Annotated in this window: 24 protein-coding genes; 11 read left to right on the forward strand and 13 right to left on the reverse strand. The window is 57.7% G+C overall.

Annotated features, from left to right (window positions below; translation table 11 throughout):
• Positions 1-103: 103 nt before the first annotated feature.
• The 4 genes from colR to RHM65_RS10775 all read left to right on the forward strand — a co-directional run bounded on the left by colR (position 104) and on the right by RHM65_RS10775 (position 3,223).
• Complete coding sequence (gene colR / locus RHM65_RS10760) at positions 104-787, forward strand: two-component system response regulator ColR (protein WP_299832022.1); 684 nt, start codon at positions 104-106, stop codon at positions 785-787.
• Entirely contained in the window at positions 777-2,090 is a 1,314-nt protein-coding gene (locus RHM65_RS10765) for a HAMP domain-containing sensor histidine kinase (protein ID WP_322184946.1), read from the forward strand. Before colR ends, RHM65_RS10765 begins: the two co-directional genes overlap by 11 nt.
• Positions 2,091-2,297: 207 nt before the next feature.
• Complete coding sequence (locus tag RHM65_RS10770; protein WP_322165999.1) at positions 2,298-3,014, forward strand: lipopolysaccharide kinase InaA family protein; 717 nt, start codon at positions 2,298-2,300, stop codon at positions 3,012-3,014.
• Positions 3,014-3,223 carry a hypothetical protein gene (locus RHM65_RS10775; RefSeq protein WP_322165998.1) on the forward strand — a complete coding sequence of 70 codons (210 nt, stop codon included), beginning with the start codon at positions 3,014-3,016 and terminating at the stop codon, positions 3,221-3,223. The genes RHM65_RS10770 and RHM65_RS10775 overlap by 1 nt, the downstream gene beginning before the upstream one ends.
• A gap of 112 nt (positions 3,224-3,335) precedes the next feature.
• On the opposite strand, the gene RHM65_RS10780 is transcribed toward RHM65_RS10775, so the two are convergent.
• From RHM65_RS10780 to RHM65_RS10805, 6 genes are all read right to left on the reverse strand, one after another.
• On the reverse strand, positions 3,336-4,433 hold the full coding sequence (locus tag RHM65_RS10780; RefSeq protein ID WP_322184949.1) for a DUF1513 domain-containing protein: 1,098 nt from the start codon (positions 4,431-4,433) through the stop codon (positions 3,336-3,338).
• Between the two features lies 1 nt (position 4,434).
• On the reverse strand, positions 4,435-5,508 hold the full coding sequence (locus tag RHM65_RS10785; protein ID WP_322184951.1) for an imelysin family protein: 1,074 nt from the start codon (positions 5,506-5,508) through the stop codon (positions 4,435-4,437).
• 104 nt (positions 5,509-5,612) lie between these two features.
• On the reverse strand, positions 5,613-7,025 hold the full coding sequence (locus RHM65_RS10790; protein ID WP_322184953.1) for a di-heme oxidoredictase family protein: 1,413 nt from the start codon (positions 7,023-7,025) through the stop codon (positions 5,613-5,615).
• Positions 7,026-7,228: 203 nt separating this feature from the next.
• Positions 7,229-8,557, reverse strand: a complete 1,329-nt coding sequence (locus RHM65_RS10795; RefSeq protein ID WP_322184955.1) for an imelysin family protein — start codon at positions 8,555-8,557, stop codon at positions 7,229-7,231.
• Positions 8,558-8,730: 173 nt separating this feature from the next.
• Positions 8,731-10,782, reverse strand: coding sequence for a putative bifunctional diguanylate cyclase/phosphodiesterase (locus RHM65_RS10800; RefSeq protein ID WP_322165994.1), 2,052 nt, complete (start codon positions 10,780-10,782; stop codon positions 8,731-8,733).
• Between the two features lie 306 nt (positions 10,783-11,088).
• Positions 11,089-11,685: a superoxide dismutase gene (locus tag RHM65_RS10805; protein WP_322184957.1), complete on the reverse strand. Its 597-nt coding sequence runs from the start codon at positions 11,683-11,685 to the stop codon at positions 11,089-11,091.
• A 244-nt stretch (positions 11,686-11,929) separates the two neighbouring features.
• Here RHM65_RS10805 and RHM65_RS10810 point away from each other — a divergent pair, with 244 nt between their 5' ends.
• Entirely contained in the window at positions 11,930-12,094 is a 165-nt protein-coding gene (locus RHM65_RS10810; RefSeq protein ID WP_322165992.1) for a hypothetical protein, read from the forward strand.
• A gap of 119 nt (positions 12,095-12,213) precedes the next feature.
• Here RHM65_RS10810 and RHM65_RS10815 read toward each other — a convergent pair whose 3' ends face one another.
• Positions 12,214-12,816 carry a LysE/ArgO family amino acid transporter gene (locus RHM65_RS10815; RefSeq protein WP_322165991.1) on the reverse strand — a complete coding sequence of 201 codons (603 nt, stop codon included), beginning with the start codon at positions 12,814-12,816 and terminating at the stop codon, positions 12,214-12,216.
• A 25-nt stretch (positions 12,817-12,841) separates the two neighbouring features.
• Positions 12,842-13,240 (reverse strand): ACT domain-containing protein, encoded by a 399-nt coding sequence (locus tag RHM65_RS10820; protein ID WP_322165990.1) that lies wholly within the window; start codon positions 13,238-13,240, stop codon positions 12,842-12,844.
• A gap of 103 nt (positions 13,241-13,343) precedes the next feature.
• On the opposite strand from RHM65_RS10820, the gene RHM65_RS10825 reads away from it, so the two are divergent.
• The 3 genes from RHM65_RS10825 (at position 13,344) to RHM65_RS10835 (ending at position 16,244) form a co-directional block, all read left to right on the forward strand.
• Positions 13,344-14,243 (forward strand): LysR family transcriptional regulator ArgP, encoded by a 900-nt coding sequence (locus tag RHM65_RS10825; protein WP_322184959.1) that lies wholly within the window; start codon positions 13,344-13,346, stop codon positions 14,241-14,243.
• 57 nt (positions 14,244-14,300) lie between these two features.
• On the forward strand, positions 14,301-15,293 hold the full coding sequence (locus RHM65_RS10830; RefSeq protein WP_322184961.1) for an NAD(P)-dependent oxidoreductase: 993 nt from the start codon (positions 14,301-14,303) through the stop codon (positions 15,291-15,293).
• Positions 15,294-15,371: 78 nt separating this feature from the next.
• Complete coding sequence (locus RHM65_RS10835; RefSeq protein WP_322184963.1) at positions 15,372-16,244, forward strand: ATPase; 873 nt, start codon at positions 15,372-15,374, stop codon at positions 16,242-16,244.
• 61 nt (positions 16,245-16,305) lie between these two features.
• Here RHM65_RS10835 and RHM65_RS10840 read toward each other — a convergent pair whose 3' ends face one another.
• Genes RHM65_RS10840 through RHM65_RS10850 form a run of 3 tightly spaced genes read right to left on the reverse strand, consistent with a single transcriptional unit; the run spans position 16,306 to position 18,869 of the window.
• Positions 16,306-17,355 carry an alkene reductase gene (locus RHM65_RS10840; protein ID WP_322165986.1) on the reverse strand — a complete coding sequence of 350 codons (1,050 nt, stop codon included), beginning with the start codon at positions 17,353-17,355 and terminating at the stop codon, positions 16,306-16,308.
• A gap of 16 nt (positions 17,356-17,371) precedes the next feature.
• The gene (locus RHM65_RS10845) at positions 17,372-18,538 is read right to left on the reverse strand and encodes an MFS transporter (protein WP_322184965.1); all 1,167 of its coding nucleotides are present in this window, start codon (positions 18,536-18,538) and stop codon (positions 17,372-17,374) included.
• A gap of 28 nt (positions 18,539-18,566) precedes the next feature.
• Positions 18,567-18,869: a metalloregulator ArsR/SmtB family transcription factor gene (locus RHM65_RS10850; RefSeq protein WP_322165984.1), complete on the reverse strand. Its 303-nt coding sequence runs from the start codon at positions 18,867-18,869 to the stop codon at positions 18,567-18,569.
• Between the two features lie 160 nt (positions 18,870-19,029).
• On the opposite strand from RHM65_RS10850, the gene RHM65_RS10855 reads away from it, so the two are divergent.
• Positions 19,030-19,623, forward strand: coding sequence for an ACP phosphodiesterase (locus RHM65_RS10855; protein ID WP_322165983.1), 594 nt, complete (start codon positions 19,030-19,032; stop codon positions 19,621-19,623).
• Here RHM65_RS10855 and RHM65_RS10860 read toward each other — a convergent pair.
• Together RHM65_RS10860 and olsB are read right to left on the reverse strand one after the other, a co-directional pair.
• Entirely contained in the window at positions 19,587-20,381 is a 795-nt protein-coding gene (locus tag RHM65_RS10860) for a lysophospholipid acyltransferase family protein (RefSeq protein WP_322165982.1), read from the reverse strand. The two genes, RHM65_RS10855 and RHM65_RS10860, sit on opposite strands and share 37 nt — an antisense overlap.
• Positions 20,381-21,136 (reverse strand): L-ornithine N(alpha)-acyltransferase, encoded by a 756-nt coding sequence (olsB, locus tag RHM65_RS10865; RefSeq protein WP_322184967.1) that lies wholly within the window; start codon positions 21,134-21,136, stop codon positions 20,381-20,383. The genes RHM65_RS10860 and olsB overlap by 1 nt, the downstream gene beginning before the upstream one ends.
• 251 nt (positions 21,137-21,387) lie before the next feature.
• Here olsB and RHM65_RS10870 point away from each other — a divergent pair, with 251 nt between their 5' ends.
• Complete coding sequence (locus tag RHM65_RS10870) at positions 21,388-22,497, forward strand: serine hydrolase (protein WP_322184969.1); 1,110 nt, start codon at positions 21,388-21,390, stop codon at positions 22,495-22,497.
• Positions 22,494-22,823 carry an amidase gene (locus RHM65_RS10875; protein ID WP_322184971.1) on the forward strand — a complete coding sequence of 110 codons (330 nt, stop codon included), beginning with the start codon at positions 22,494-22,496 and terminating at the stop codon, positions 22,821-22,823. The genes RHM65_RS10870 and RHM65_RS10875 overlap by 4 nt, the downstream gene beginning before the upstream one ends.
• The last annotated feature ends 91 nt before the right edge of the window (positions 22,824-22,914 follow it).

Consider the following 22,914-nt stretch of genomic DNA (forward strand, 5'->3'; position numbering starts at 1 on the left):
GGGGCGGGCCCTGGCCCCACTCGACCGTTAAGACTGGTCGAACGCCTCACGACGCCTTAAGCTGCGCCAGCTTCAAAGGCCATAACTGCATACGGAGACCCTCATGCGAATCCTGCTGGTTGAAGACAATCGCGACATCCTGGCAAACCTGGCTGACTATTTGGGTTTGAAGGGATACACCGTCGATTGCGCGCAAGATGGTCTTTCCGGTCTGCATTTGGCAGCCACCGAACATTACGACCTGATCGTGCTCGACATCATGCTGCCTGGCATCGATGGCTACACCCTGTGCAAGCGCCTGCGCGAAGATGCACGCCGCGACACGCCAGTGATCATGCTGACGGCCCGCGACCAATTGGATGATCGGCTGCAGGGCTTCCGCTCTGGCGCCGACGATTACCTGCTTAAACCCTTCGCCTTATCTGAGCTGGCCGCACGCATCGAAGCGGTATTGCGTCGCGCCCAAGGCGGCGGCCGGCGTACGTTAACGGTGGCTGATCTTGTGTATGACCTCGATACCCTGGAAGTCAGCCGCGATGGGCGTCTGCTCAAACTCAACCCGGTGGGCCTCAAGCTGCTGGCGGTGTTGATGCAGAAAAGCCCACATGTGTTGCGTCGAGAAATTCTCGAAGAGGCCTTGTGGGGTGATGATTGCCCGGACAGCGACAGCCTCCGTAGCCACGTGCACCAGTTGCGTCAGGTGATCGACAAGCCTTTCGCCAAACCCTTGCTGCAAACGGTACACGGCGTGGGTTACCGCTTGGCCGAGGGTCGTGATGGAGTTTAAGCAAAGCCTTGCCCAGCGGATCATCATCGCCTTTGCGTTGATGAGCGCATTGGTGGCGGGGTCCTTCGCACTGGGCATCGTTGCAACAGTTCACCTGGTCGAAGAGAAATTGATTTCCTCGGGTCTGGGTGGGGATCTCAACCGCTTGCTGCTGATGGACAGCGTCGGTGACTGGAGCCATCGCCCCGAACCGGATCAATTGTTTTACTACAGCAATGGCCGCGGTGACTTCGCGCTGCCCAGGGATTTGCGGCATCTGGGTCCGGGCTTCCACGAGGTCTTCCGTGAAGACCTGTCTTATCACGCCATGGTCGAAATCGTCGACGGTCGGCGTTATGTGCTGTTGCAGGATCAAAGCGATTTTGAAGAGCGTGAACGGGTGTTGTTCGCTGTGGTGCTGGTCGGGTTCGTCCTTGCCTTGGCCTTGGCTGTGTTCCTCGGCTGGGTATTGGCCCGTCGGGTGATGGCGCCGGTCGTACGCTTGGCCCGGCAAGTGCGTCACCGCGATCAATTGCTGGGGTTGGCGCCACCCTTGGCGCCGGACTACGCCGCCGATGAAGTGGGTGAGCTGGCAACTGCCTTCGATGCCACCCTGGGACGCCTGCGTCAGGCGTTGACCCGCGAGCGGCTGTTCACCAGCGACGTCAGTCATGAGCTGCGTACACCGCTGATGGTGCTCGCCAGTTCCTGTGAGTTGCTGTTAGAGAACCCTGAGCTCGATCACCGCGCCCGCACTCAGGTTCAGCGCATTGCACGTGCCTGTGAAGAAATGCGCGATTTGGTGCAAACCTTCCTCATGCTGGCGCGCACGCAACGCGACGAAGCTGGGGCATCTAAAATCTCCCTGAACGCGGTGGCTGAACAGTTGATTGCGCTGTGGCGGGAGCCTATCGAACGTAAAGGCCTGATCTTGGAGTTCCATCCGGGGAATCCATCACCCGCCACCTACAACACGACCTTTTTATTGGCTGTGATGGGTAACTTGCTACGCAACGCACTGCATTACACCGACCAAGGCTTTATTCGTCTGACCCTTGAAGCCAATGGCTTTGTGGTCGAAGACAGCGGCGTCGGTATTCCTGAAGAGAAACGCGAGGCGATGTTTCAGCCGTTCGTGCGCGGTAATGAGCAGCGAGGCGAAGGGCTGGGTCTTGGGCTGTCACTGGTTCAGAGGATCTGCGAGAACGAAGGCTGGAGTGTCAGTCTCAGTACCATGGATCCCAATGGCTGCCGTTTTCACGTGGATTTGACGAACATCCAGCTAACAAAAAGGCCCATCAGCGCCTTGTCGCTCTTCGGATAAGTTTCCACGTCTTCCAATGCCCATCTGGCTTGGTTCGAACCTTTTGCTCTCGGCGTTGTCACATAATCGCAATGAGCGGATCTCACTTTGGTCACCGCCGGTTGCGTGCGTTGCGTTACGGCCCTTGCAGAGATCCACAAGCACCCTAGATTTCCCGGATGTCCCTAAACCAGCGGGCGGGTTATTTATTACGCGTGAGGTAAAGGGATGGCTGTTGATGTTGTAGCTACACCGAATGTTGCACCTCCAGAACGTTTCGCTTACTTCTGGAACCAGCCAGGCGAATGGGTTGAAGAACCCAATCATCGTCGTGGCGGAGAAAGTGGCGTACAGCGGGTGATGTCGGCCAGTGGTCGCTTGCTTTACGTCAAACGCCAAACAGGTCACACCTACCGCTCGTGGCTGCATCCGTTTGGCAGGCCAACGGTGCTGCGCGAGCGCGATGCGTTGGAAAGCTTGCGGCAACTCGGCGTCAATGTGCCCAAGTTGGTGTTCTGCGGTGCAGAACACGATGCGGGCAAGCAATGGCGAGCGCTGCTGGTCACGGCAGCCCTGGACGGTTTTGATGAGCTGGACAACTGGTATGCCGCAGGTGGCCGCGAGCGCTATGGCGAAGCGCTGCATGATCGTGTGCTTGAGGCCTTAGCCGTCACTCTGTCACGCATGCATTTGGGGCGATGGCAGCACAGTTGTTTGTATATGAAACATGTTTTCGTACGGGTCACCGGCGAGGGAAATGATGCCGAGGTGGAGATCGCACTGCTCGATCTTGAGAAATGCCGACGCCGCTGGACGGGTCGCAGTGCAGCCCAGCATGACCTACAGCAGTTGCGCCGCCATTCGTCGTTCAACGACACAGATTGGCTGAAATTGGTCTATTTTTACGAGAATGCGTTTGGCAGCGCTATCAAAGGCTTAAGGTAATGAAACTCGAAATCACCCGAGGTTTGTTCTTGGTTGGCGCACTGGGGATTACATCCCTTGCCCTGACAGTGTGGGAGCAGCCTGGTCCGAGAATATTGACCGTCCAGGCTGGCATGGGACATTGCCCGGTACCGCATGTGGCCAAGGTCGAACAGTTAACCAAACCGAACCATGATCTGTTGCTGTTCATGTATGGCATGACTCAGTAAGGCGCAGGTGATCTCCACCCCGTCGCGTTGCAAACACAACTGTAGGGGCTAACGTGTTGGCGAAGGTCCTTCGCTTCTCGCAGCCTGCGGCAGCTCCTACAGATTGTCTACATCACACCACCTGCACATGGTTATCCCAAAGCCCTGCTGGCAGTTCGAGCGGTGTCGTTAAAATGGGTGTCTGGCGGCAGTCGTAAAACCGGCAACGTCCTTGCCCCGATGTAACCACAAAACCATCCGCTACCGCCCCGACGCCAGCACAATCAGCCAAGGGCGCGTCGAGACGTATTTCACTGCTGTCCAAATCCCAGATAAAAAATCGATTACCGCGTGGTGCGCTGAGAGCAACCAAACGCAGTTCGCTGTGAATGGCAACGCTGGCGGTGTAGTGATTCATTGCCCGGCGCTGGTGATCGGCGACCGGGAATGCGACGAAGGGATTGCCGGGGCGTTTGATGGCCAGCAGCGCAGCACAATCCTGTGCGTCGCCCATGAACTGTTGACCAGAGACCACCGTGCCGTCGCTGGCGATGGCCAAATGTCGGATGCTGTTCATCGGTTGGCGCAGCGTCTCTTTGCTCAACAGCGCGCCGTCTCGCTGCATGAGCACCAGGCTGGGTTGCATGGCATTCAGGTTCATCTCGATCCGGCTTTCTGCCTCAGTTCGAATCCCGCCATTGGCAACGACCAAGGTTTCACCGTCTGGCATCCACGACACTTGGTGCGGGCCAATCCCGTGGGTCGACAGCTCACCGCTGTGTACAAGTCGCTCATTGACGAAACGGTAGACGCCCAGCACGCCGCGTCCCGGATCGGTGGTGTCATTTTCCGTGGCGTACAGCCAGTCGCCGTCTTTATGAATCGCGGCGTGGCCGTAAAAGTGCCGGTTCGGTAATGAGTTAATCGTTTGCAGCAGGCGCCCGTCACGCACGTCCAGGAGGTAGCTTTCCGTACCGGGCCTGCGCGCGACAAATAGCGCCAGCGGCAAATGGGGATGCTGGATGATGTCGTGACACCGTTGGCCAACCTGGGTGGCAAATACCTGTGTGCCGTTCAGGTGAAAACCCACGGCAAAGTGCTGGCCGTTGCTGTTGTCTCTTGCCGATAGCAGCAGTGGGGCGGACGCTTTATTCCGAAAGACGCTCCAGCCGCCGAGCGTGCAAACGCCCAGCAGCAAACTGCCCATGGCCAATGCCTGACGCCTCAACATGTCAGTCACCGTCGTTGGCGTTGAAGCCAAGTTGAATGCCCAGCGCTTTGGCCAAGTCACCTTCATGCAGGCGATGCAGTGTATTCAAGCTGTCGTAGAACGCATTGAGTTGCTGACGCCCGGCGTCGGTGGCGAGCAACGCTGTCAGCGGGGGTTGCAAGGCGGAAAGCTGCTTGCGGCTGATGGCATACGCGACGTCTATCCGATCTACGATGGGTTTTTGTCCAGCGGACAGCAAGCCACGCAAACCGTGATTATCCACGCCCTTCCAAACCGATTCAGCGCTGAGCAGACTGACTTCCAGGCTTTTCAAAGAGGACTGGCTGCGCCAAGAGTCGGCTTGGAACGGCTGGGGTATGCCTTTGCTCTGGCGACCCAACGGCGTGCCGAGTTTCTTCTTCAAACTGTCCAGTGCCGTGACCTGCACGCTGAGCAACTCGGCAATGGCTTCGTGAGCGTCGGCGTAGCGTTGATTGGGAAACGTGCTCAGCTGCGCGAGCATGCCGTCTGCGCTGTTCCAACGACTGAGGATGTCTTCGGCGAGGCTTTTTTGTCGCTCTCCGATGGCGATCAGTAACGGGCAATACCGAGCTTTTTGTTCGGCATGGGTCATGTCGACCGTGGCGTCATAGAGAATGTATTCGTAGGCAGAGAGGCCTTGCACCACAACGCTGGCATTCTCTAGTGCCGCGGCGTTGATCTGCGGTTGGGCGGTCAATAACTGTTCAACCTGACGTCCGACCAAATTTTTCTTGTCCGGCCAGAACTGCACTTGCCAAGCCCGGTTGCCTTCAGCCAACGGTCCAATCAACAAGGGTTGTAATTCAGCCCAGGCATTTTGAGCCTGGAGGAAGTCGGCACGCGCAGTCTCAAGTTCAGCGTTGCCCTGGCAGAATGCCAAGGCGCTGATTGCTAACTGTCGGTCGGCGTCGACCCAGCGGCTGTAGGTTGGGAGGATCACGTGTTTAGCGATAGCGGCGGAGGTCACCGCCTGTGGATTTTGCGGCGAGCAACCCGCTGAAGTGAACGCCGTGAGGGTGGCAAGGGCAGTGAGCAACAATGTGGGGCGGAACATGTCCGTCTCCTATTAAAAAAATTTTATGGCTGTAGGAGCGGCCGCCACGTCTTCGATACCGGGCCATCGCGAGCAAGCCCGCTCAGACGACCTCATTCAACGCATCAAAGTGAGTTCAAAAAGGCCAACAACGCATCGCGCTGCGTGCTGTCAAACCCGAGTACATGCTGTTGTGCGGCCTGTGCTTCGCCGCCATGCCAGAGCACCGCTTCAAGCAAGTTGCGAGCGCGACCGTCGTGTAGAAACTGGGTATGGCCGCTGACGGTTTGGGTCAGGCCGATACCCCATAGCGGCGGCGTACGCCAATCTCGTCCCGAGGCCCGAAATTCACTGCGGTGATCCGCCAACCCTTCGCCCATGTCATGCAGCAGTAAATCGCTGTAGGGGCGAATCACTTGGTTGGCCAACTCCGGTTCCGCAGCGTCGGCACGGGTGGTGAATTGAGGTGAATGGCACTGCTGACAGCCGGCCTGATAGAACAGGTTTTTCCCGGCCAGTACCGATGGGTTATCCACGTCTCTTCGCGCAGGAACCCCGAGGTTGCGGCTGTAAAACAACACCAGGCGCTGGATGTTGTCGCTGACCTCGGGTTCGCCGCCATGGGCTGCGTTGCGGCAGTCGGTTTGCGTGACGGTGCAGTCGTCGGCGGCTTTAAGCCCGGTGGTCAGGCCCATGTCGCCAGAGAAGGCATGGGCGTTTTGCTGATCAAGGTTGGGTTGGCCGGCTTTCCAGCCGAAACGTCCGAGGACAAGGTTTTGTTGCGCGTCGTCCCACACCCAATTGGCACGTCCCGCGATGCCGTTTCCGGCAGTGTCATGGGGATCGGCCTGGGCCAAAATCGCTTCCTCGGGAATGGCTTCCAGCAGACCCAGCCCAATCATTGGCGGCGCAATGCGTGCGGAGAATTGTGTCTGCGGGTGCATCGGCCCGTAGCCAAGGTCAGTGATGTGTAGCGTCGGCTTGCGCAACTTGACCTGTGTTCCGTCGGTGAACATGACGGGCAACTCTTCGTAAGTAACCCGAACCTTGCCTTCAGGTATGACGCCGGGGATGGCCATGTCTTGCAGTTGCCCACCGTACACCGGCTCGGGCAGCACGCCGGTTCGTTCGATGGCACTCGCAAACGCGGGGTCATGAGGGATCGATAAACGCACCAGCATCGACACGGCATTGACCGCACCCGGCGCGGGCGGGTGGCCGCGACCGTCTTTAATGTGGCAATTCTGACAGGCGTTGGTATTAAAAAGCGGGCCTAGGCCATCACGCGCCGAAGTGGTCGACGGTGCAATCACCCAAGGACTACGAAAGAAGCTGTTGCCGACACTGAAGTCCAGGCGCCGTAGCGGAGACAGATTGGCGGACGGCATGGAGAAGGCATTTCGGTCGGTTTTTTTTACCGTAGCGCTTCCGCCCGACAACGCTTCGCCCGGTTCCGCGTGGGTGAAACGCGGAGCGTCGTCGCAGGCACTCAACAGAATGGCGAGAGTGGAGGGCAGAAGGGGGCGTAACGAAAACATACATGTCCTGTGAGAGGTAGGGTGCTCATAAGCACCGCATAGCCCTTTGAATTATTGGTCTTTAAATTGTAGGAGCGCGCTTGCCCTCGATGGATCGCGAAGCGGTCCCAAAAGGCTGACTCGGTTCTAGCTCAAAGACTCGAGTCGCTGGTTTTACGACTGCTGGGCAGCCGATCGCGGGCAAGCGCGCTGCCACAGATCTATTAAAACGAATGCTCAGCGTTATCCGGGTTCAGGTCAGTGATGCCCAAGCGGCTAGCCACGTGTTCAATCGCGCCGGTCTGGGTGACCAGCGAAGCAATAGCGTCGCGTACCACCTGATTGCCTTCTGTGTTGCCCGGCGCGATCAGTTGGTCGAAGTGCTCGCCGCGATTGGCCCGATCAACGATCACTTGCAGCTTCGCCTGGGTGCCATTCAGGTCAGACTTGAGCTTTGCGTCAGTGGCGACGTCGATCTTGGCGACCAATGACGACAAGCTTGGTCCGCTGATTTTTTGGCCGTCCACCCGGGTGTACTCACCCAAGTAAACGTTACGAATGCCCAAACCGTTGTAGTAGTGGGAGTGATGAGTGTTGTCACTAAAACAGTCGTGCTCGTCTTCGCTTGAGTGGGCCTCCAGTGCAACTTTCATCCGTTCACCGGCCAGTTCCCCAAGGGACAGGCTGCCCATGCCGAACAGCATTTTGCGCAGGCCGTTTTCGCCCGGTTCAGCTTCCAGCTTGGCACGGTAGTTATCGGCGACGCCGGGCTTCCAGTTGTGGACCATGTCCTCCAGGTCGGTAACCAGCAGATCAGTCACCGCTTTGAGGTATTCACGGCGACGGTCGTTATTGCCTCCGGTAGCGCCGGGACCCTCGATGTAATCGGTAGGCGGGCGTTCGCCAGCGCCGGCGTCGGTGCCGTTCAGGTCTTGGCCCCAGAGCAGGAACTCGATAGCGTGATAACCCGTGGCAACGTTGGCCTCCGAGCCGCCTAGCTCATTCAGGCTGGCGAGTGTTTGAGGGCTTATTTCTTTGACGTCGATGGTGTCTTCGCCGAGCTGAATCTGTGGGTTGGCGATGATGTTGGCGGTCGCGCCCGGATTGCCCAAAGCTGATTGGTAATCGCTGGCCACGTAATCAATCAGCCCCTCATCCAGCGGCCAGGCATTAACTTGGCCTTCCCAGTCGTCGATGACGGTATTGCCAAAGCGAAACACCTCAGTCTGCATATAGGGCACGCGGGCTGCGACCCATGCATCGCGGGCAGCTTTGAGGGTTTTGTCGTTGGGCTTGGCCAGGAAGTGATCGACTGAAGTACGCAGGGTTTTGGCGGTGGATTCGGCATCGCTAAATACCGCAAAGATCATGTTCGTGTAGTTAGCGACGACCGCCTTGGCAGCCGCGTTGTCGAGTGGGCCCGCAGCGGCTGAGCTTGCAGGGGCGTTAACCGGAGAAGATGCTTTTGCAGAAGCAACCTTGCCTTCGCCACAGCCAGCGAGAGAGACAGCGATGGCCAGCAGACTAGCTGTTGCCAGGGGCATACGAATCATGACGAAATCCTGCGTCGGAAGAGAATAGAACGCGTTAGCACTTATAAAAGCTGCGTCATGATGCGAAAGATATGCAGTTAGCGTAAGGGGAAGAGGGGCAAAAATTGGTTACATGTCATTTCACGATGTAACCGCCAGCTGGGATCGCTGGCGGTTAGCGGGGGCGTTTTGCGTTATATCAATGCTTCGTGAATGCGTTGCGCTTGCTTGAGATACGCCAGTAATTCCCGGGCGGGCAGCGGTTTGCTGTAGAGATAGCCCTGACCTTCGTGGCAGCCCTCGGAAATGATGTAAGCCTCTTGTTCTGGGGTCTCCACACCTTCAGCGATCACCTGCATGCCGAGGCTTTTGCCCAGTTGAATGATGGCCCGAACGATGGTCGCATCGTCGTCATCATCGATCAGGTCTTGCACGAAGCTCTTGTCGATTTTGATCTTGTCCAGCGGCAAGCTCTTGAGGTAACTCAGGGAGGAATAACCGGTACCAAAGTCATCGATGGCGATCAGTGCGCCGGAGCGACGCAAGCTCAGCAGGTGTTGAGCGGCGGTGCTGATGTCTTCCATCAGGCCGGTCTCGGTGACTTCCAATTCCAGGCTGCGTGGCGGCAAACGGTAGATTTGCAGCAGGTTATTGACCACCCGTGGCAGCTCGGCGTGGTGCAATTGCACGGTGGACAGGTTGACGGCCATGCGCAGGTCGCTGAAACCTTGGTCATGCCATTCACGCAATTGCCGGCAAGCTTGATCAAGTACCCATTCACCAATCGCGATAATCGTACCGTTTTGCTCAGCCAGCGGGATGAACAGGTCCGGCGGCACCAGACCGTGTTCCGGGTGTTGCCAGCGCAACAGCGCTTCAACGCCCACCACGCGGTTGTCGCGATAGCTGATCTGGGGTTGATACACCAAGTACAACTGGTCGCGTGACAAGGCATCGCGCAGGTCTTTTTCTAGTTCACGGCGGCGACGCATTTCGCTGTCGACGCTGGCGATGTAGAACTGATAGCGGTTGCGCGAACGAGACTTGGCCAAGGTCATGGTCTGCTCGGCTTTCTGCAACAGCTTCTCGGTGCTGTCGCCGTCTTCCGGGAACAGTGTGATGCCGATCGTGGCACGCAGGCGAATTTCCTGCAGGTCCAGGGCAAAGGGTGCTTCGAGGTCGTCGAGAATGTTCTGCGCCAACTCAGCCGCCTCATAGGGCTGCTCAATATCGGCCTGCACCAGCGCGAACTGGTCGCCGCCGAGACGCGCCAAGGCCCCCAGGCGTCCGCTGTGGCCGCGTAAACGGTCGGCCAGGGCCAGCAATAATTGGTCACCGGTTTGGTAGCTGAATTGTTCGTTGATGCCTTTGAAGTCGTCCAGGCCGACACACAATACGGCGACGCGTCGTTGCAAGCGGCCGGCATCAATAAGAATCTTGTCCAGTTGTTGTTGGAATTGCTGGCGGTTGGGCAGTCCAGTAAGGAAGTCGTACTGCGCCATACGCAACAGGCTGTTTTCAGCCTCGTGACGTAGATGGGTGTTGCGCTCAATGGATGCCAAGAGCTGGTTCGCAGTATTGACCCAAACGCCCAGTTCGTTTTTTTCATGGCCTTTGAGCAGCGGCAATTGGTGCTCGCTGGGTCGATCTGGATTGATGTTAGTCAGGTGTTCGATGATTTTCGACAGCGGTTTGGTGAGCAGCCAGTGATAGACCAAGTACAGCACTAAGCCCATGGCCAGGGCGCGCAATACGCCGGAAATAAAGATGATCACCGAGCTGACAATGAAGCTCTCGCCATAGGTCGCGGTGTCGAGGGTGATACGTAGGTCGCCGTAATACTCGCTGTAGGGACCGTGACCCACCAACTGGGTGTTGAAGCTGCGCTCTTGGCCGAGAATTGGATCGGTGAGCCAACGGGTCGGGGTTTTGCGCAAATCTCTGGATTTTTCCGCGAGCATGGTTTCGTTGGGATGGCCGATGGACGCCATGCGCACGGCATCGTCCTGAAATAGGCCTTCGATGACCTGCATGCCCATCTCGCGGTCCAGGCTATAGACCGCCTGGGTCGAGGGGTCGCGGAACATATCGAGAATGCGCTCAGCATCGTGAGCGACGGCTTGCCGTGTCTTATAGGCGTCGAAGACGATTTGCGCACAGCTCAATACCACCCCTACGATCAGCGCCGAAAGCAGTACCACCCGAAGCAATTTCACCGACAGGCTGTTTTTAAGTTCCAGCTTCAAATGGTTATTCCTTAATCCGTGCTGGGAGCGCGACCATCTAGGCGTTGGCAAACAGGACCTGCTCGTCAAAGCGGGCTTCGCAGCCAAATGGCTCAGTAGGCGAATGCCGCTATGACGCCGTTCAGAAAACCGGGATCAGGCTGTATCTACTATGTCGGTCAGGTGTCTAGGGAACTTTAGAGCGGTTGCACGAAATCGTTCAAACTTTGGTATTAGTGCGCTTTTGCAGCCAGACAATAAAGGAAAGAGATAAGTTCAGGCGAAAAAAAACCCGGGGTTAGCCGGGTTTCTTAATGGACGCGTAGCTTAAGCAGTGAAGGCGTGACCTTCGAACTGCTCAGAAACGAACTTCCAGTTGACCAGATTCCAGAACGCTTCCACGTATTTCGGGCGCACGTTGCGGTAGTCGATGTAGTAAGCGTGTTCCCAAACGTCGCAGGTCAGTAGCGGGGTGTCGCCACTGGTCAGCGGGTTGCCGGCGCCGATGGTGCTGGCCAGGGCCAGGGAGCCGTCAGCTTTTTTCACCAGCCAGCCCCAGCCGGAACCGAAGGTGCCGATGGAGGTTTTGCTGAACTCTTCTTTGAACTTGTCAAAGGAACCGAACTTAGCGGTGATGGCATCCGCCAAAGCACCGGTAGGTTCGCCGCCAGCGTTTGGCGCCAGGCAGTTCCAGTAGAAGGTATGGTTCCAGACCTGAGCGGCGTTGTTGAAAATGCCACCCGAAGAACTCTTGACGATTTCTTCCAGGGTTTTGCCTTCGAACTCGGTGCCTGGCACCAGGTTGTTCAGGTTCACGACATAGGTGTTGTGGTGCTTGTCGTGGTGGAATTCCAGGGTTTCACGCGAAATGTGCGGCTGCAGAGCATCGTGTGCGTAGGGCAGCGCTGGCAATTCAAAAGCCATGGTTAATCTCCTAATCAGGTCAGTTGCGGTGAGCGCAAGGCCGATCACGGGCGGCCAGACAAAAACATACGCCGGGGAGTTTGTACTCTTTGCGACGCAGGGCTGGATGATAGCACCGGGGTTGAGCCATAACCACGCAACAACTGTGTGGGATATAGGTTCCAGAGCCTCATTGGGGAATTGATGAGAAATATTGATCAGGGGCACGCGGTCGATAACGGCTTTCTTTTGGAGCGTTCATTCGATGAATATTTTGTTGCCTGTGGAAGATGCCGGCGTTTTCGGCGCCGCGCTGGCGCGCAGCAAACTGGGTGGCCCCTTATGGGGTTTGAAGTTGCAGCGTGTCAGGACTGAAGCCTTCCCGAATAAATTCGGTCCCACGGATTCTGGAGATGCGCACGTTTTGTAGGAACTGCCGAAGGCTGCGATAGGTCCGAAGGGCCTTCGCCAACAAGTGGGCTCAAATAGTCGCCCGCCTATAGATCGCAAGTGTTGATGAGGGTGCTTTGCGACGATAAAGACACCTCTTCACCGCGCCACGACCAATTGCACCGCGACGCTGAACATCATCACTGTCACCAGTAGATCCAGCAGTCGCCAGGTCGCGGGTCTTGCCAACCATGGCGCTAGCCACGCTGCGCCTACGGCCAACAGGCTGAACCACAACAATGAAGCACTGGCGGCACCGACGACATACGCGCCGGGCACGGTCTGTTGTGCGCCTAGGGATCCGATCAGCAGTACGGTGTCCAAATACACGTGCGGGTTAAGCAGCGTTACCGCCAACGCACTAAGCAGCACCGCACGCCGTGAACGCAGACCAGTTCCTTCGTTCTGTTGCAGGCTTTGCGAAGAACAGGCGCGACGCAACGCTTGGCTGCCGTACCACAGCAAAAAGCCAGCTCCACCCCAGCGGGCAACGGCCAACAGTGTCGGGTTTTGCGCTAATAGATTCGCCAGTCCGAACACTCCAGCAGCGACCAACAATGCATCGCACACAACGCACAACGCCGCCACTGGCAAGTGATGTTCACGGCGTAGGCTTTGCGCCAGAACAAAGGCGTTCTGGGTACCGATGGCCATGATTAATCCGCCCGCGACCAACAGACCGTTGAGGTAGCTCTGCCACATGTAATTTGCTCCTGCTCTTGCGGGTTTAGGCATCTGCCGCCAGTTGGCGCAGCACCGACAGGGCCTTTTGCGCATCGTCGATACCGACGAACAGATGGTCGTGGTAGTAACCGGCGATCACGTTGCAACTGATGCCGGCTTGTCCGAGCGCGCTGGCAAAGGCGGCGGTCAGGCCGACGGCTTGCAGCGCCGAATGCACCGTAAGCGTGATCCAGGCCGCGACATATTCGAACTCAAGCCCCAGCGCTTGGGCTTGTTGACGCTCGACGATCACCGTTAACCCTTCTCGCTCGCGGAAGCTGCCGAGGGCTTCAACACCCCTCAATAGGCTCGCGTCGGTGAGCGTGCAGAACACGTACTCGCCGGGATTCAGTTCGGGGCTCATGCTTCTTAACAGCGTGTTGAGCGACGTTTCGCCAGTCATTTGCGGCTCCTTCTCAGCGGGCTATAGCGGTTTATGTGGCAAGTGTGGAGTGCTAGCCTGTATAAGAAAAACCAATATTACTGATCGCTCATTAGAGAAACTGATGTTCGACTACAAATTGCTCTCAGCATTGGCAGCGGTGATTGAACAGGCGGGGTTTGAGCGGGCGGCGCAAGTCCTCGGTCTGTCGCAATCGGCCGTGTCGCAGCGCATCAAGTTGCTTGAGGCGCGGGTCGGGCAGCCGGTGCTGATTCGCGCCACGCCGCCGACCCCGACAGAAATTGGCCGACGGCTGTTGAACCATGTGCAACAGGTCCGGCTCCTCGAACGCGATCTGCAAAGCCAAGTTCCGGCGTTGGACGATGAAGGCATGCCCGAGCGTCTGCGGATTGCGCTCAATGCCGACAGCCTCGCGACTTGGTGGGCGGCGGTCGTGGGGGACTTTTGCGCTGAGCAGCACCTATTGCTGGACTTGGTGGTCGAAGACCAGGATGTCGGGCTCAAACGCATGCGTGCCGGGGAAGTTGCGGCGTGTTTGTGTGGCAGTGAACGGCCGGTCGCGGGTGCTCGCAGCGTATTGCTCGGCGCCATGCGCTATCGTGCGCTGGCCAGTCCCGCTTTCATCACCCGGCACTTTCCCCACGGTGTGACGGCTGAACGCCTGGCACGCTCGCCAGCATTGGTGTTCGGTCCTGACGATTTCCTGCAGCACCGATACTTAGCGTCACTGGGCGTTGAAGGAGGCTTCGAGCATCATTTGTGCCCATCGTCCGAGGGCTTCTTGCGCATGATTGAGGCCGGGCTCGGTTGGGGGTTGGTGCCTGAAGTGCAAGTGCGCGATCAGACGCAACGCGGTGTGCTGGTCGAGTTACTGCCGGGTCAGCCGATTGATGTGCCGCTGTACTGGCATCACTGGCGCAACGGTGGTCAGTTACTCACCCAGTTGACCGAGCTTCTCACACGACGGGCTGGGGAATGGCTGGTGCCGCTCGCCCCGTCATGAGCGTCATTTGTTTGTAACCAGCAACACCTGTCACACACACAGTTAATGGAGCGGTAAATGAAGATTCTGGTCACCGGCGCAAGCGGCTTTATTGGCGGACGCTTTGCGCGTTTCGCGTTAGAGCAGGGTTTGAGTGTGCGGGTCAACGGCCGTCGCGCCGAGGGCGTTGAGCATCTGGTGCGTCGGGGCGCGGAATTCATACAGGGTGATTTGTCCGATCCCGAATTGGTACAGCGGTTGTGCCATGACGTCGAGGCGGTGGTGCATTGTGCGGGAGCAGTCGGGGTGTGGGGCCGGCGTCAGGTCTTTCAGCAGGGCAACGTTGAGGTGACGGAAAACGTGGTCGAAGGCTGCCTGAAACAGCAGGTCCGACGCTTGGTGCATATTTCCTCGCCATCGATTTATTTCGATGGCCGCTCACACCTGGACATCAAAGAAGAGCAGGTGCCTAAGCACTTCAATAATCACTATGCCGCCACCAAGTACTTGGCTGAACAGAAGGTGTTTGGCGCTGAAGAGTTTGGTCTTGAAGTCATCGCGTTGCGTCCGCGATTCGTGACGGGGGCGGGTGATAACAGCATCTTCCCGAGACTGCTGAATATGCAGCGTAAAAATCGTTTGTCGATCATTGGCAACGGCTTGAACAAGGTCGATTTCACCAGCATCCAGAACCTTAATGAGGCCATCCTGAGCAGCTTATTGGCGGCGGGTTCGGCGCTGGGCAAGGCCTACAACATCAGTAATGGTGCGCCGGTACCTGTGTGGGATGCGGTGAATTACGTGATGCGCCAAATGGACATGCCGCAAGTCACGCGTTATCGCTCTTATGGCCTGGCTTACAGCGCCGCCGCCTTGAACGAGGGTGCCTGCCTGCTGTGGCCGGGACGGCCCGAACCGACATTATCGCGTTTGGGCATGCAAGTGATGAGCAAAGATTTCACCTTGGACATCAGCCGCGCCAGGCATTATCTCGACTATGAACCACGTGTCAGCCTATGGGCGGCTCTCGACGAATTTTGTGGCTGGTGGAAAGCGCAACAATCGAATTGACCCCGGTCCGCTTAGTGAGCGGTTCGCGTGGTTATACTGCAGGCCATTTTTGACTCCGCGTCCCATGAAGGTTTAACCATGCGTAACGATCCTCACGACGACTTCGATGATGTGCCGCACCTCAGTGCTAAAGACGACGACGATGATGATGAATTTGTACCCACCACTACTGGCGGAGCCCGGGACCGTAATACCTTGCACGCGCGCAACGCAGCAAAGGTGAAAGTAAAACGCGCCAATACCGGTCCCATCTGGGCCTTGGTCGGTGCGTTGTTCATTGCCTTTATTGGGCTCGCTTGGTGGAGCTTTCAACAGATTTCGTTGATGGAGCAGCAACTGGTGGCGACCCAGGAAAGCTTCGCGCGGATCAGTGAAGACGCCGCTGGGCGCTTGCAAGACATCTCCGGCAAAGTGGTCGCGACTGAATCAGTTGCCTCCAATGGCAGCGAGGCGATGAAGCTGCAATTGCAGAGACTGGAAAGCAAACTGAACGATCAAGGCAAGCAGCAGGAAGGTGTCGCGGGCCAACAAAGCGGCCTCGATAAGCGCCTGCAGCAGATGTCGGCGCAAACCACCCAGTTACAGACGCTCAATGCTCAATTGCAGGATCAGGTGAAGAGTCTGACGGGTGAATTGAACACGTTGAAGGGGTCGCAACCTGATTCAAAAGCCATTCAATCGGCTCAGGGTCAACTGGATGCGCAGTTGAAAAACTTGAATGCCGATGTCGCCGCGCTGAAAAAACAGAGCAACCCTAGCGCCGCCATCGACCGTCTAGAGCAAGAGTTACTGGTGCTGAAAAGCGAGCAGGACAACCGCCCGACGGCCCAGGCTCAAGGTGGCGCAAGCACTGCTGAGTTTGATGCGTTTCGGGGGCAGGTGACACGCAACATCAACACTCTGCAAAGCCAGATTCAGAATTTGCAGCAGCAGATCAATACCAGGCAGTAACCACAGACAGAAAAGCCCCGACTCTCGCGAGCCGGGGCTTTTTTATTTCAGCGCGAATGTGTCACAGGCGTGGGTAGTCGATGTAGCCGACTGGGCCTTTTGCGTAGAAGGTGGCTGGAACCGGCGCGTTCAGTGGTGCGTCTTGTTGCAGGCGCTCGAACAGGTCCGGGTTGGCGATGTACGGCACGCCGAAAGCAACGGCATCAGCCTTGCCGCTGGACAGCCAAGCGTTGGCGCTGTCTTTGGTGAAGCTTTCGTTGGCGATGTAGTTGCCGCCGAAGGCTTTTTTCAGTTGTGGGCCGAGGCTGTCGCCGGCTTCTTTTTCCCGGGAGCAGATAAATGCGATACCGCGTTTACCCAGCTCGTGGGCCACGTAGGTGAAGGTCTCGGACAGGTTTTCATCGCCCATGTCATGGATGTCAGCCCGTGGTGACAAGTGCATGCCCACACGACCTGCGCCCCAGACTTCAACCACCGCATCGGTCACTTCCAGCATCAGACGCGCGCGGTTTTCCAGGGTGCCGCCGTATTCATCAGTGCGCTGATTGGTGCCGGTTTGCAGGAACTGGTCAAGCAGGTAGCCATTGGCGCCATGAATTTCAACGCCATCGAAGCCAGCAGCCTTGGCGTTTTCTGCGCCTTGACGGTAAGCATCGACCACATCGGCGATCTCAGCCGATTCCAATGCACGAGGCATAGGGTAATCAGCCAACGGACGAACCAGGCTGACGTGACCTACTGCAGCGATGGCGCTAGGCGCAACGGGTGCTTCGCCATTGAGATACGAAGTGTGGGAAATACGGCCCACATGCCACAGTTGCAGCACGATACGGCCGCCTGCCGCGTGAACGGCTTTGGTGATGTTGCTCCAGCCGCGAACCTGAGCGTCAGACCAAATGCCTGGGGTGTCCGGGTAACCGACACCCATTGGCGTGACCGAGGTCGCTTCGCTGATGATCAGGCCAGCCGAAGCGCGCTGAACGTAGTATTCAGCCATCAACGCGTTAGGAACACGGCCTTCGTCGGCGCGGCAGCGGGTCAGCGGCGCCATGATGATACGGTTTGGCAGTTGCAGATCACCCAAAGTGATCGGGTCAAAAATGGTCGTCATGATGAATCCTCAGTGATCAGTTGGTAGCAGTTGCCACGTCGGGGTTAACCGGTTGGCGGAAAGTGATAAAGGTCAGTAACAGTGCGATCACGGCCAGCGCTGCGGCGGCCAGCGGTACGCTGTTCAAGCCGAAACCGTGGGCAATCACGCTGCCGCCGATCCAGGCGCCCAGTGCGTTGCCGACGTTGAAGGCGCCGATATTCAAGGTCGAAATCAAGTTGGGTGCGGCTGCGCCGAAGGTCATCACGTTGATTTGCAACGCAGGGACGGCGGCGAAACCGGCGGTAGCCCAGATGAACAGGGTGATTTCAGTCGGGACCAGCGAGGCGCTGGTCCAGGTCAAAATGGTGGAAACTACCGCCATGGTGATGAACACGCCGATCAGCGTGCGGGACATGTTTTGGTCAGCCAGCTTGCCGCCAATGATGTTGCCGAGGGTCAAGCCCAGACCGATCAGCAGCAGGGTCCAAGTCACGCCGCGCGGTGTGACGCCGGTGACTTCGCCCAACAGCGGCGCCATGTAAGTGAACAGTGCAAATACCGACGCGGAAAACATCACCGTCATGCTCAGCGACAACCACACGCCAGCACCGTTTAGGGCGGCCAGCTCGGCACGCATGTCGAGTTTTTCTTCATCGTGCTTGGCCGGCAGAAACCGGATCAGGCCGATCAGCGAAATCACGCCGATCACGGTCACCGCGAAGAAGGTTGAGCGCCAGCCCGCGTACTGACCCAGCGCAGTACCCAGCGGCACGCCCAGCACGTTGGCCAGGGTCAGGCCGGTGAACATCATCGCCACGGCCGAAGCCCGACGATTGGGCGCTACCAAGTTGGCAGCCACCACCGAACCAATACCGAAGAACGCACCGTGGCACAGGGCTGTGACGATTCGAGCAAACATCAGCACGTTGTAGTCACTGGCCAGCGCGCAGAGCAAGTTGCCGATGATGAAGATCACCATCAGCGCAACCAGTGCGGCTTTGCGTGGAAGTTTTGCGGTCACCATGGCCATGAACGGTGCGCCGATGGCGACGCCCAGCGCGTACCCGGTGACCAGCCAGCCAGCGCCGGGAATGGAAACACCCAAATCTGTCGCGACCTCGGGCAACAGCCCCATGATCACAAATTCAGTGGTGCCGATGGCGAAGGCGCTCAGGGCCAGCATAAGTAGTGAAAGAGGCACGGAGCATCTCCTTGGAGAAGTTAGAAAATCAGAGCTGTTTACTTATTTCTTCCAGGAACGCCTGGATGGTTTCGTCGTTGCGTCTGAAAAAATGCCACTGGCCCACCTTCTTGGTGGTGATCAGGCCGGCCCGTTGCAACGTCGCCAAGTGCGCAGAAATCGTGGACTGGGACAGCCCCGCGCGCTGGTCGATTTGCCCGGCACACACACCGTTTTCCAGGGAATGTCCCTGCTCAGGAAAGTAGTGCGCCGAGTCTTTGAGCCACACGAGAATTTCGCGCCGCACAGGGTGGGCCAGGGCTTTTATTATTTCGTCGAGGTCGATAGGCATGTCGTTCTCAAATCGTTGAATAACGCTATATCGCGATGCAACGAACTTTATATTGGTATTTCGCGATATACAAATACACAGATCGACTAAGCCGCTGCTAAAAAGCTATATCGGGTTATATCGATATAGACCGCACGCTGATTAGGCGTAAGCTCCTGCCATGAATTACCTTGCACACCTCCATTTGGGCGGCGACCGCCCTGAGCAATTGCTCGGCAGTCTGTATGGCGATTTCGTCAAAGGACCGCTGCCGGGGCGCTTCACTCCCGAAATGGAAGCTGCCATCCAGTTACACCGCAGCATTGATACTTTCACCGATGCCCACCCTTTGGTGAAAGAGGCGATAGCGCGCTTCCCGGCCGCACGACGACGCTACGCGGGCATCGTGCTCGATGTATTTTTCGATCATTGTCTGGCGCGGGACTGGGCGCTGTACGCAGCGCAACCGCTGGACACCTTCACCGCGCAGGTTTACCGGGTGCTGGCGGCAGAGCCCGCGCTGCCGGAGCGTTTGGCACAGATTGCGCCGCATATGGCGGCGCAGGATTGGCTGGGGTCTTATCGGGAATTCGAGGTGCTGGGGCCGGTGCTGAATGGTATTTCCCGGCGCCTGTCGCGACCTGAAGGGCTGGCTGGCGCCCTGCAAGAGTTGCAAGCGCTGTACCGGCCCTTGAGCACAGATTTCGCTGAGTTTTATCCCTTGCTACAGGATTTTGCTCAGGCGGCCTTGGCCGAGCGCGCTTCCTTCACCTGACCTGGCCCGGCAATTTCGCCGAACAGTGCTCGTTGCACGGCTTGTTGCGCCTGGAACGCCAAGGCGGCGCGTTCTTGCTGCTGGCTGGCGATTGGGGTCAACAATTGAATATGGACCTCGCCCTGCTCGTTGGCGAATAAGCGGCGCAAGTGCGAGAGCAAATCGTCATCGCCAATAAACGGCGCAATGGGGCAGGGCTTTCCATCACGCAGGTAACGAATCGCCACCGGCTGTAAAGGCACGCCCGCGTCAATGGCGCTGGCGAGCATGCGTCCATGGAACGTGCGCAGGCTGCGACCGTCGGTGGTTGTGCCCTCAGGAAAGATCATCAGCGCATCGTTGCCTTGCAAATGTTCGGTCATCTTTCCCAGAACCAAACGGCTATCACCTGATCCGCGACGAATAAACAGCGTGCCGGCTTTTAGCGCCAGCCAACCGGCGACGGGCCAATTGCGGACTTCGGCCTTGGACAGAAACGACAGGGGCGCGAGCATGCCCAGTAGCGGAATATCGGTCCACGACACATGGTTGCTGACCCACAGCATCGGCTCTTTTGGCAACTCGCCGCTGACGGTCACGCGAAACGGCAACGCTGCGCTCAAGCGTGCCATGAACCAGCGTGACCAGCGCTGTCGCCGCGCCATGGAGTCGCCAATAGCCAAGCGTTCGAGAACCCCGAAAGTGCCCGCAATCGTTAGGCCAACCGCGAGCACCCACAACACTCGAATCACGCGGGCGTAACCGCGTACCCGGCTCATCAAACGGCTGCCTTGAAGTGGCGGGCGTAACGCGGACACAGGTCGGCGCGTTTGAGCAGGATGAACACATCGGCGACTTGGAAATCCTCGTCCCAGTACGGTTCGCCGCAAATTTTTGCTCCCAAGCGCATGTAGGCCTTGAGCAGCGGCGGCATTTCGCAGATGACATTCGTAGGCAGGTCCAACGTTGGCAGTGGCTTCTTGGGCTCGGCGCGTAAGTGCTCGTTGCACAGGTAGCGTTCGCGTAGGCGCTGCATGATCGCGTGCGCTTGGATGCCGCCGTCTTGCATCGGAATACTGGCGCAGCCCATCAGGTAGCTATAACCGCCTTCGTTGAGAATCTCCGCCAGCTCGCTCCATAACACCGCAATAGTGCCGCCGTTGCGATACGCCGGATCAACGCAGGTGCGGCCCAGCTCTAGAATGGGTCCTTGCAACCGACCCAGTCCGTGCAGGCTGAACTCTTCTTCGCTGTAGTAATTGCCCAATGAGGTGGCGGCGGTGTGATCAAGTAAACGGGTAGTCGCCACCAAATGCCCAGTGGACAGATCACGAACACCCACGTGCGAGCAATGCTCGTCGTAATCGTCGATATCCAGACCCTGTTCGGCGCCTTTGAGCTTGGCGTTGAACTCCCCACTGAACACGCGATAGCGCAAAGCCTGGGCTTCACGCAGCGCCTGTGCGCCAATCAAACGCTCAGCCTGAAGGCAGCGATCGACGCTGGTGTCATGAGTACGAGAAATCTGATTCATGCGGCGTCTCCGTAAGCCAGCCAGGAATGCGGCCGGTGGTGTTCTAGCGCATTGGGGTACAGGTGAAGGCTAGGGAGGCGCGATGTCATCACCATTAAGCTTTGGTGATGCTTGTATGACAGCGGCTCAAGCCGAAGACGGTAGGAGCGAATTCATTCGCGAAAGGGGCTGCACGGTCATCTGAATAACCGCACGTTTGCTGGAAACAATTTGCTGCTACGGTCATGGGGCCACCAGCCAGAGGTCTTCCGATGAAATCACCGTGCATACTGACCCTCACGTTGTGGCTGTTTACTGCCCAGGCATTCGCCCAAAACTGGCCGGATGAGCACTGGTCAACCGCGCCTGTTTCGCCAAGCCCGGCGTTGCAAGCACTCGAGGATTACGCTTTTCCACCCCGTGATGACGTCACCCGCAAAGGCATCCGCACCGATGCCTTGTTGGTGATCCGCGACGGACAACTGGTCTACGAGCGTTATGCCGGCGTCACCAACGCCGACACGCCGCACCTGACGTGGTCGGTCAGTAAAAGTGTGATGGCCTGTGTGCTGGGCGTGGCGTTTGCTGAGGGGCGTTTTCAATGGACAGACTCGGTGGCGAAATTCTATCCACCGTTCAACGCTCATCCCGACATCCGCCTTGAAGATTTGCTGCACTGGGCATCAGGACTGGATTGGCAGGAAGACTACGAATACGCGCCCCTTAACTCATCCGTGGTCGCCATGCTCTACACCCACGGGCGCGCGGATGCGGCGGCGTTCACTGCGGCACATGGCGTGGCCAGCAAGCCGGGAACGGCTTACCGCTATTCCAGCGGTGATAGCAACATATTGTCCGCAGCGTTGAGAACCATGGTCGGTGAACAAGCCTATCCAGACTACCCCTGGACCGCGTTGTTTGAGCCGTTGGGCATTCGCAGCGCAGTGTGGGAATCCGACCGCAGCGGCACGTTCATTGGTTCGTCCTACGCCTACATGACCGCACGGGATTTGGCGCGCATTGGTTTGCTGATGCAGCGCGGCGGTCGTTGGGGCGATAAACAGTTACTGCCCAAGGCGTGGGTCGAATTCAATCTGACCCCCTTTGCTCACGTGCAAAATGACGCCGTGAATGAAGTGCCTGGTGGCCAATGGTGGTTGAATCGTTTGCCTCCCAGGGAGTCTGATCTCGCCACTCGGCCTTGGCCTGACGCGCCGCAGGATACGTTTGCCGCGCTTGGTCATTGGGGTCAGGCGATGTATGTCGTACCCAGTACCAATCTGGTCATCGTGCGATACGCCGATGATCGCGACAGCAGCTACCGTCATGATCAGTTACTCAAACGAGTGTTGGCGGCCTTTGCGGGGGAGGGTGCCCAATGAACGGTCGTCAGGCGTTAATTCGGCGTCGGCCCTTGGCCAGTGTTCTGTTGTTGATGGCGTTGGTAATGGTTGTTTTTGCGTGGCAAAACCGGGTGGCGTTACAGGCATTCCCGACCATCATCAGCGCCTACACGGCTAAGGAATACTGTTCGTGTCGCTATGTAGTGGGCAACCCAGCTGATTTCTGTGCAGGCTACGTGAAGCAATGGTTGCCCAGCACCCTGATCGATGACCCGACTCAAAAGCGTGTGACTTCCACCGGTTTGGGTCGTAGCAGCAGTGCCGTTTGGAAAGGCTTGCATCAGGGTTGTCAGTTATTGCCGTAGAAATTTGCAACCTCCTATTACCGCCGGTTAAGGTTGGCGCCAACCGCGCTTAGGGAGCCTGCATGCTCAATACAATCTGCTTGTTGCTGAC

Origin of the sequence: Pseudomonas sp. CCI4.2 (assembly GCF_034350045.1) — a bacterium.
Lineage (GTDB): Bacteria > Pseudomonadota > Gammaproteobacteria > Pseudomonadales > Pseudomonadaceae > Aquipseudomonas.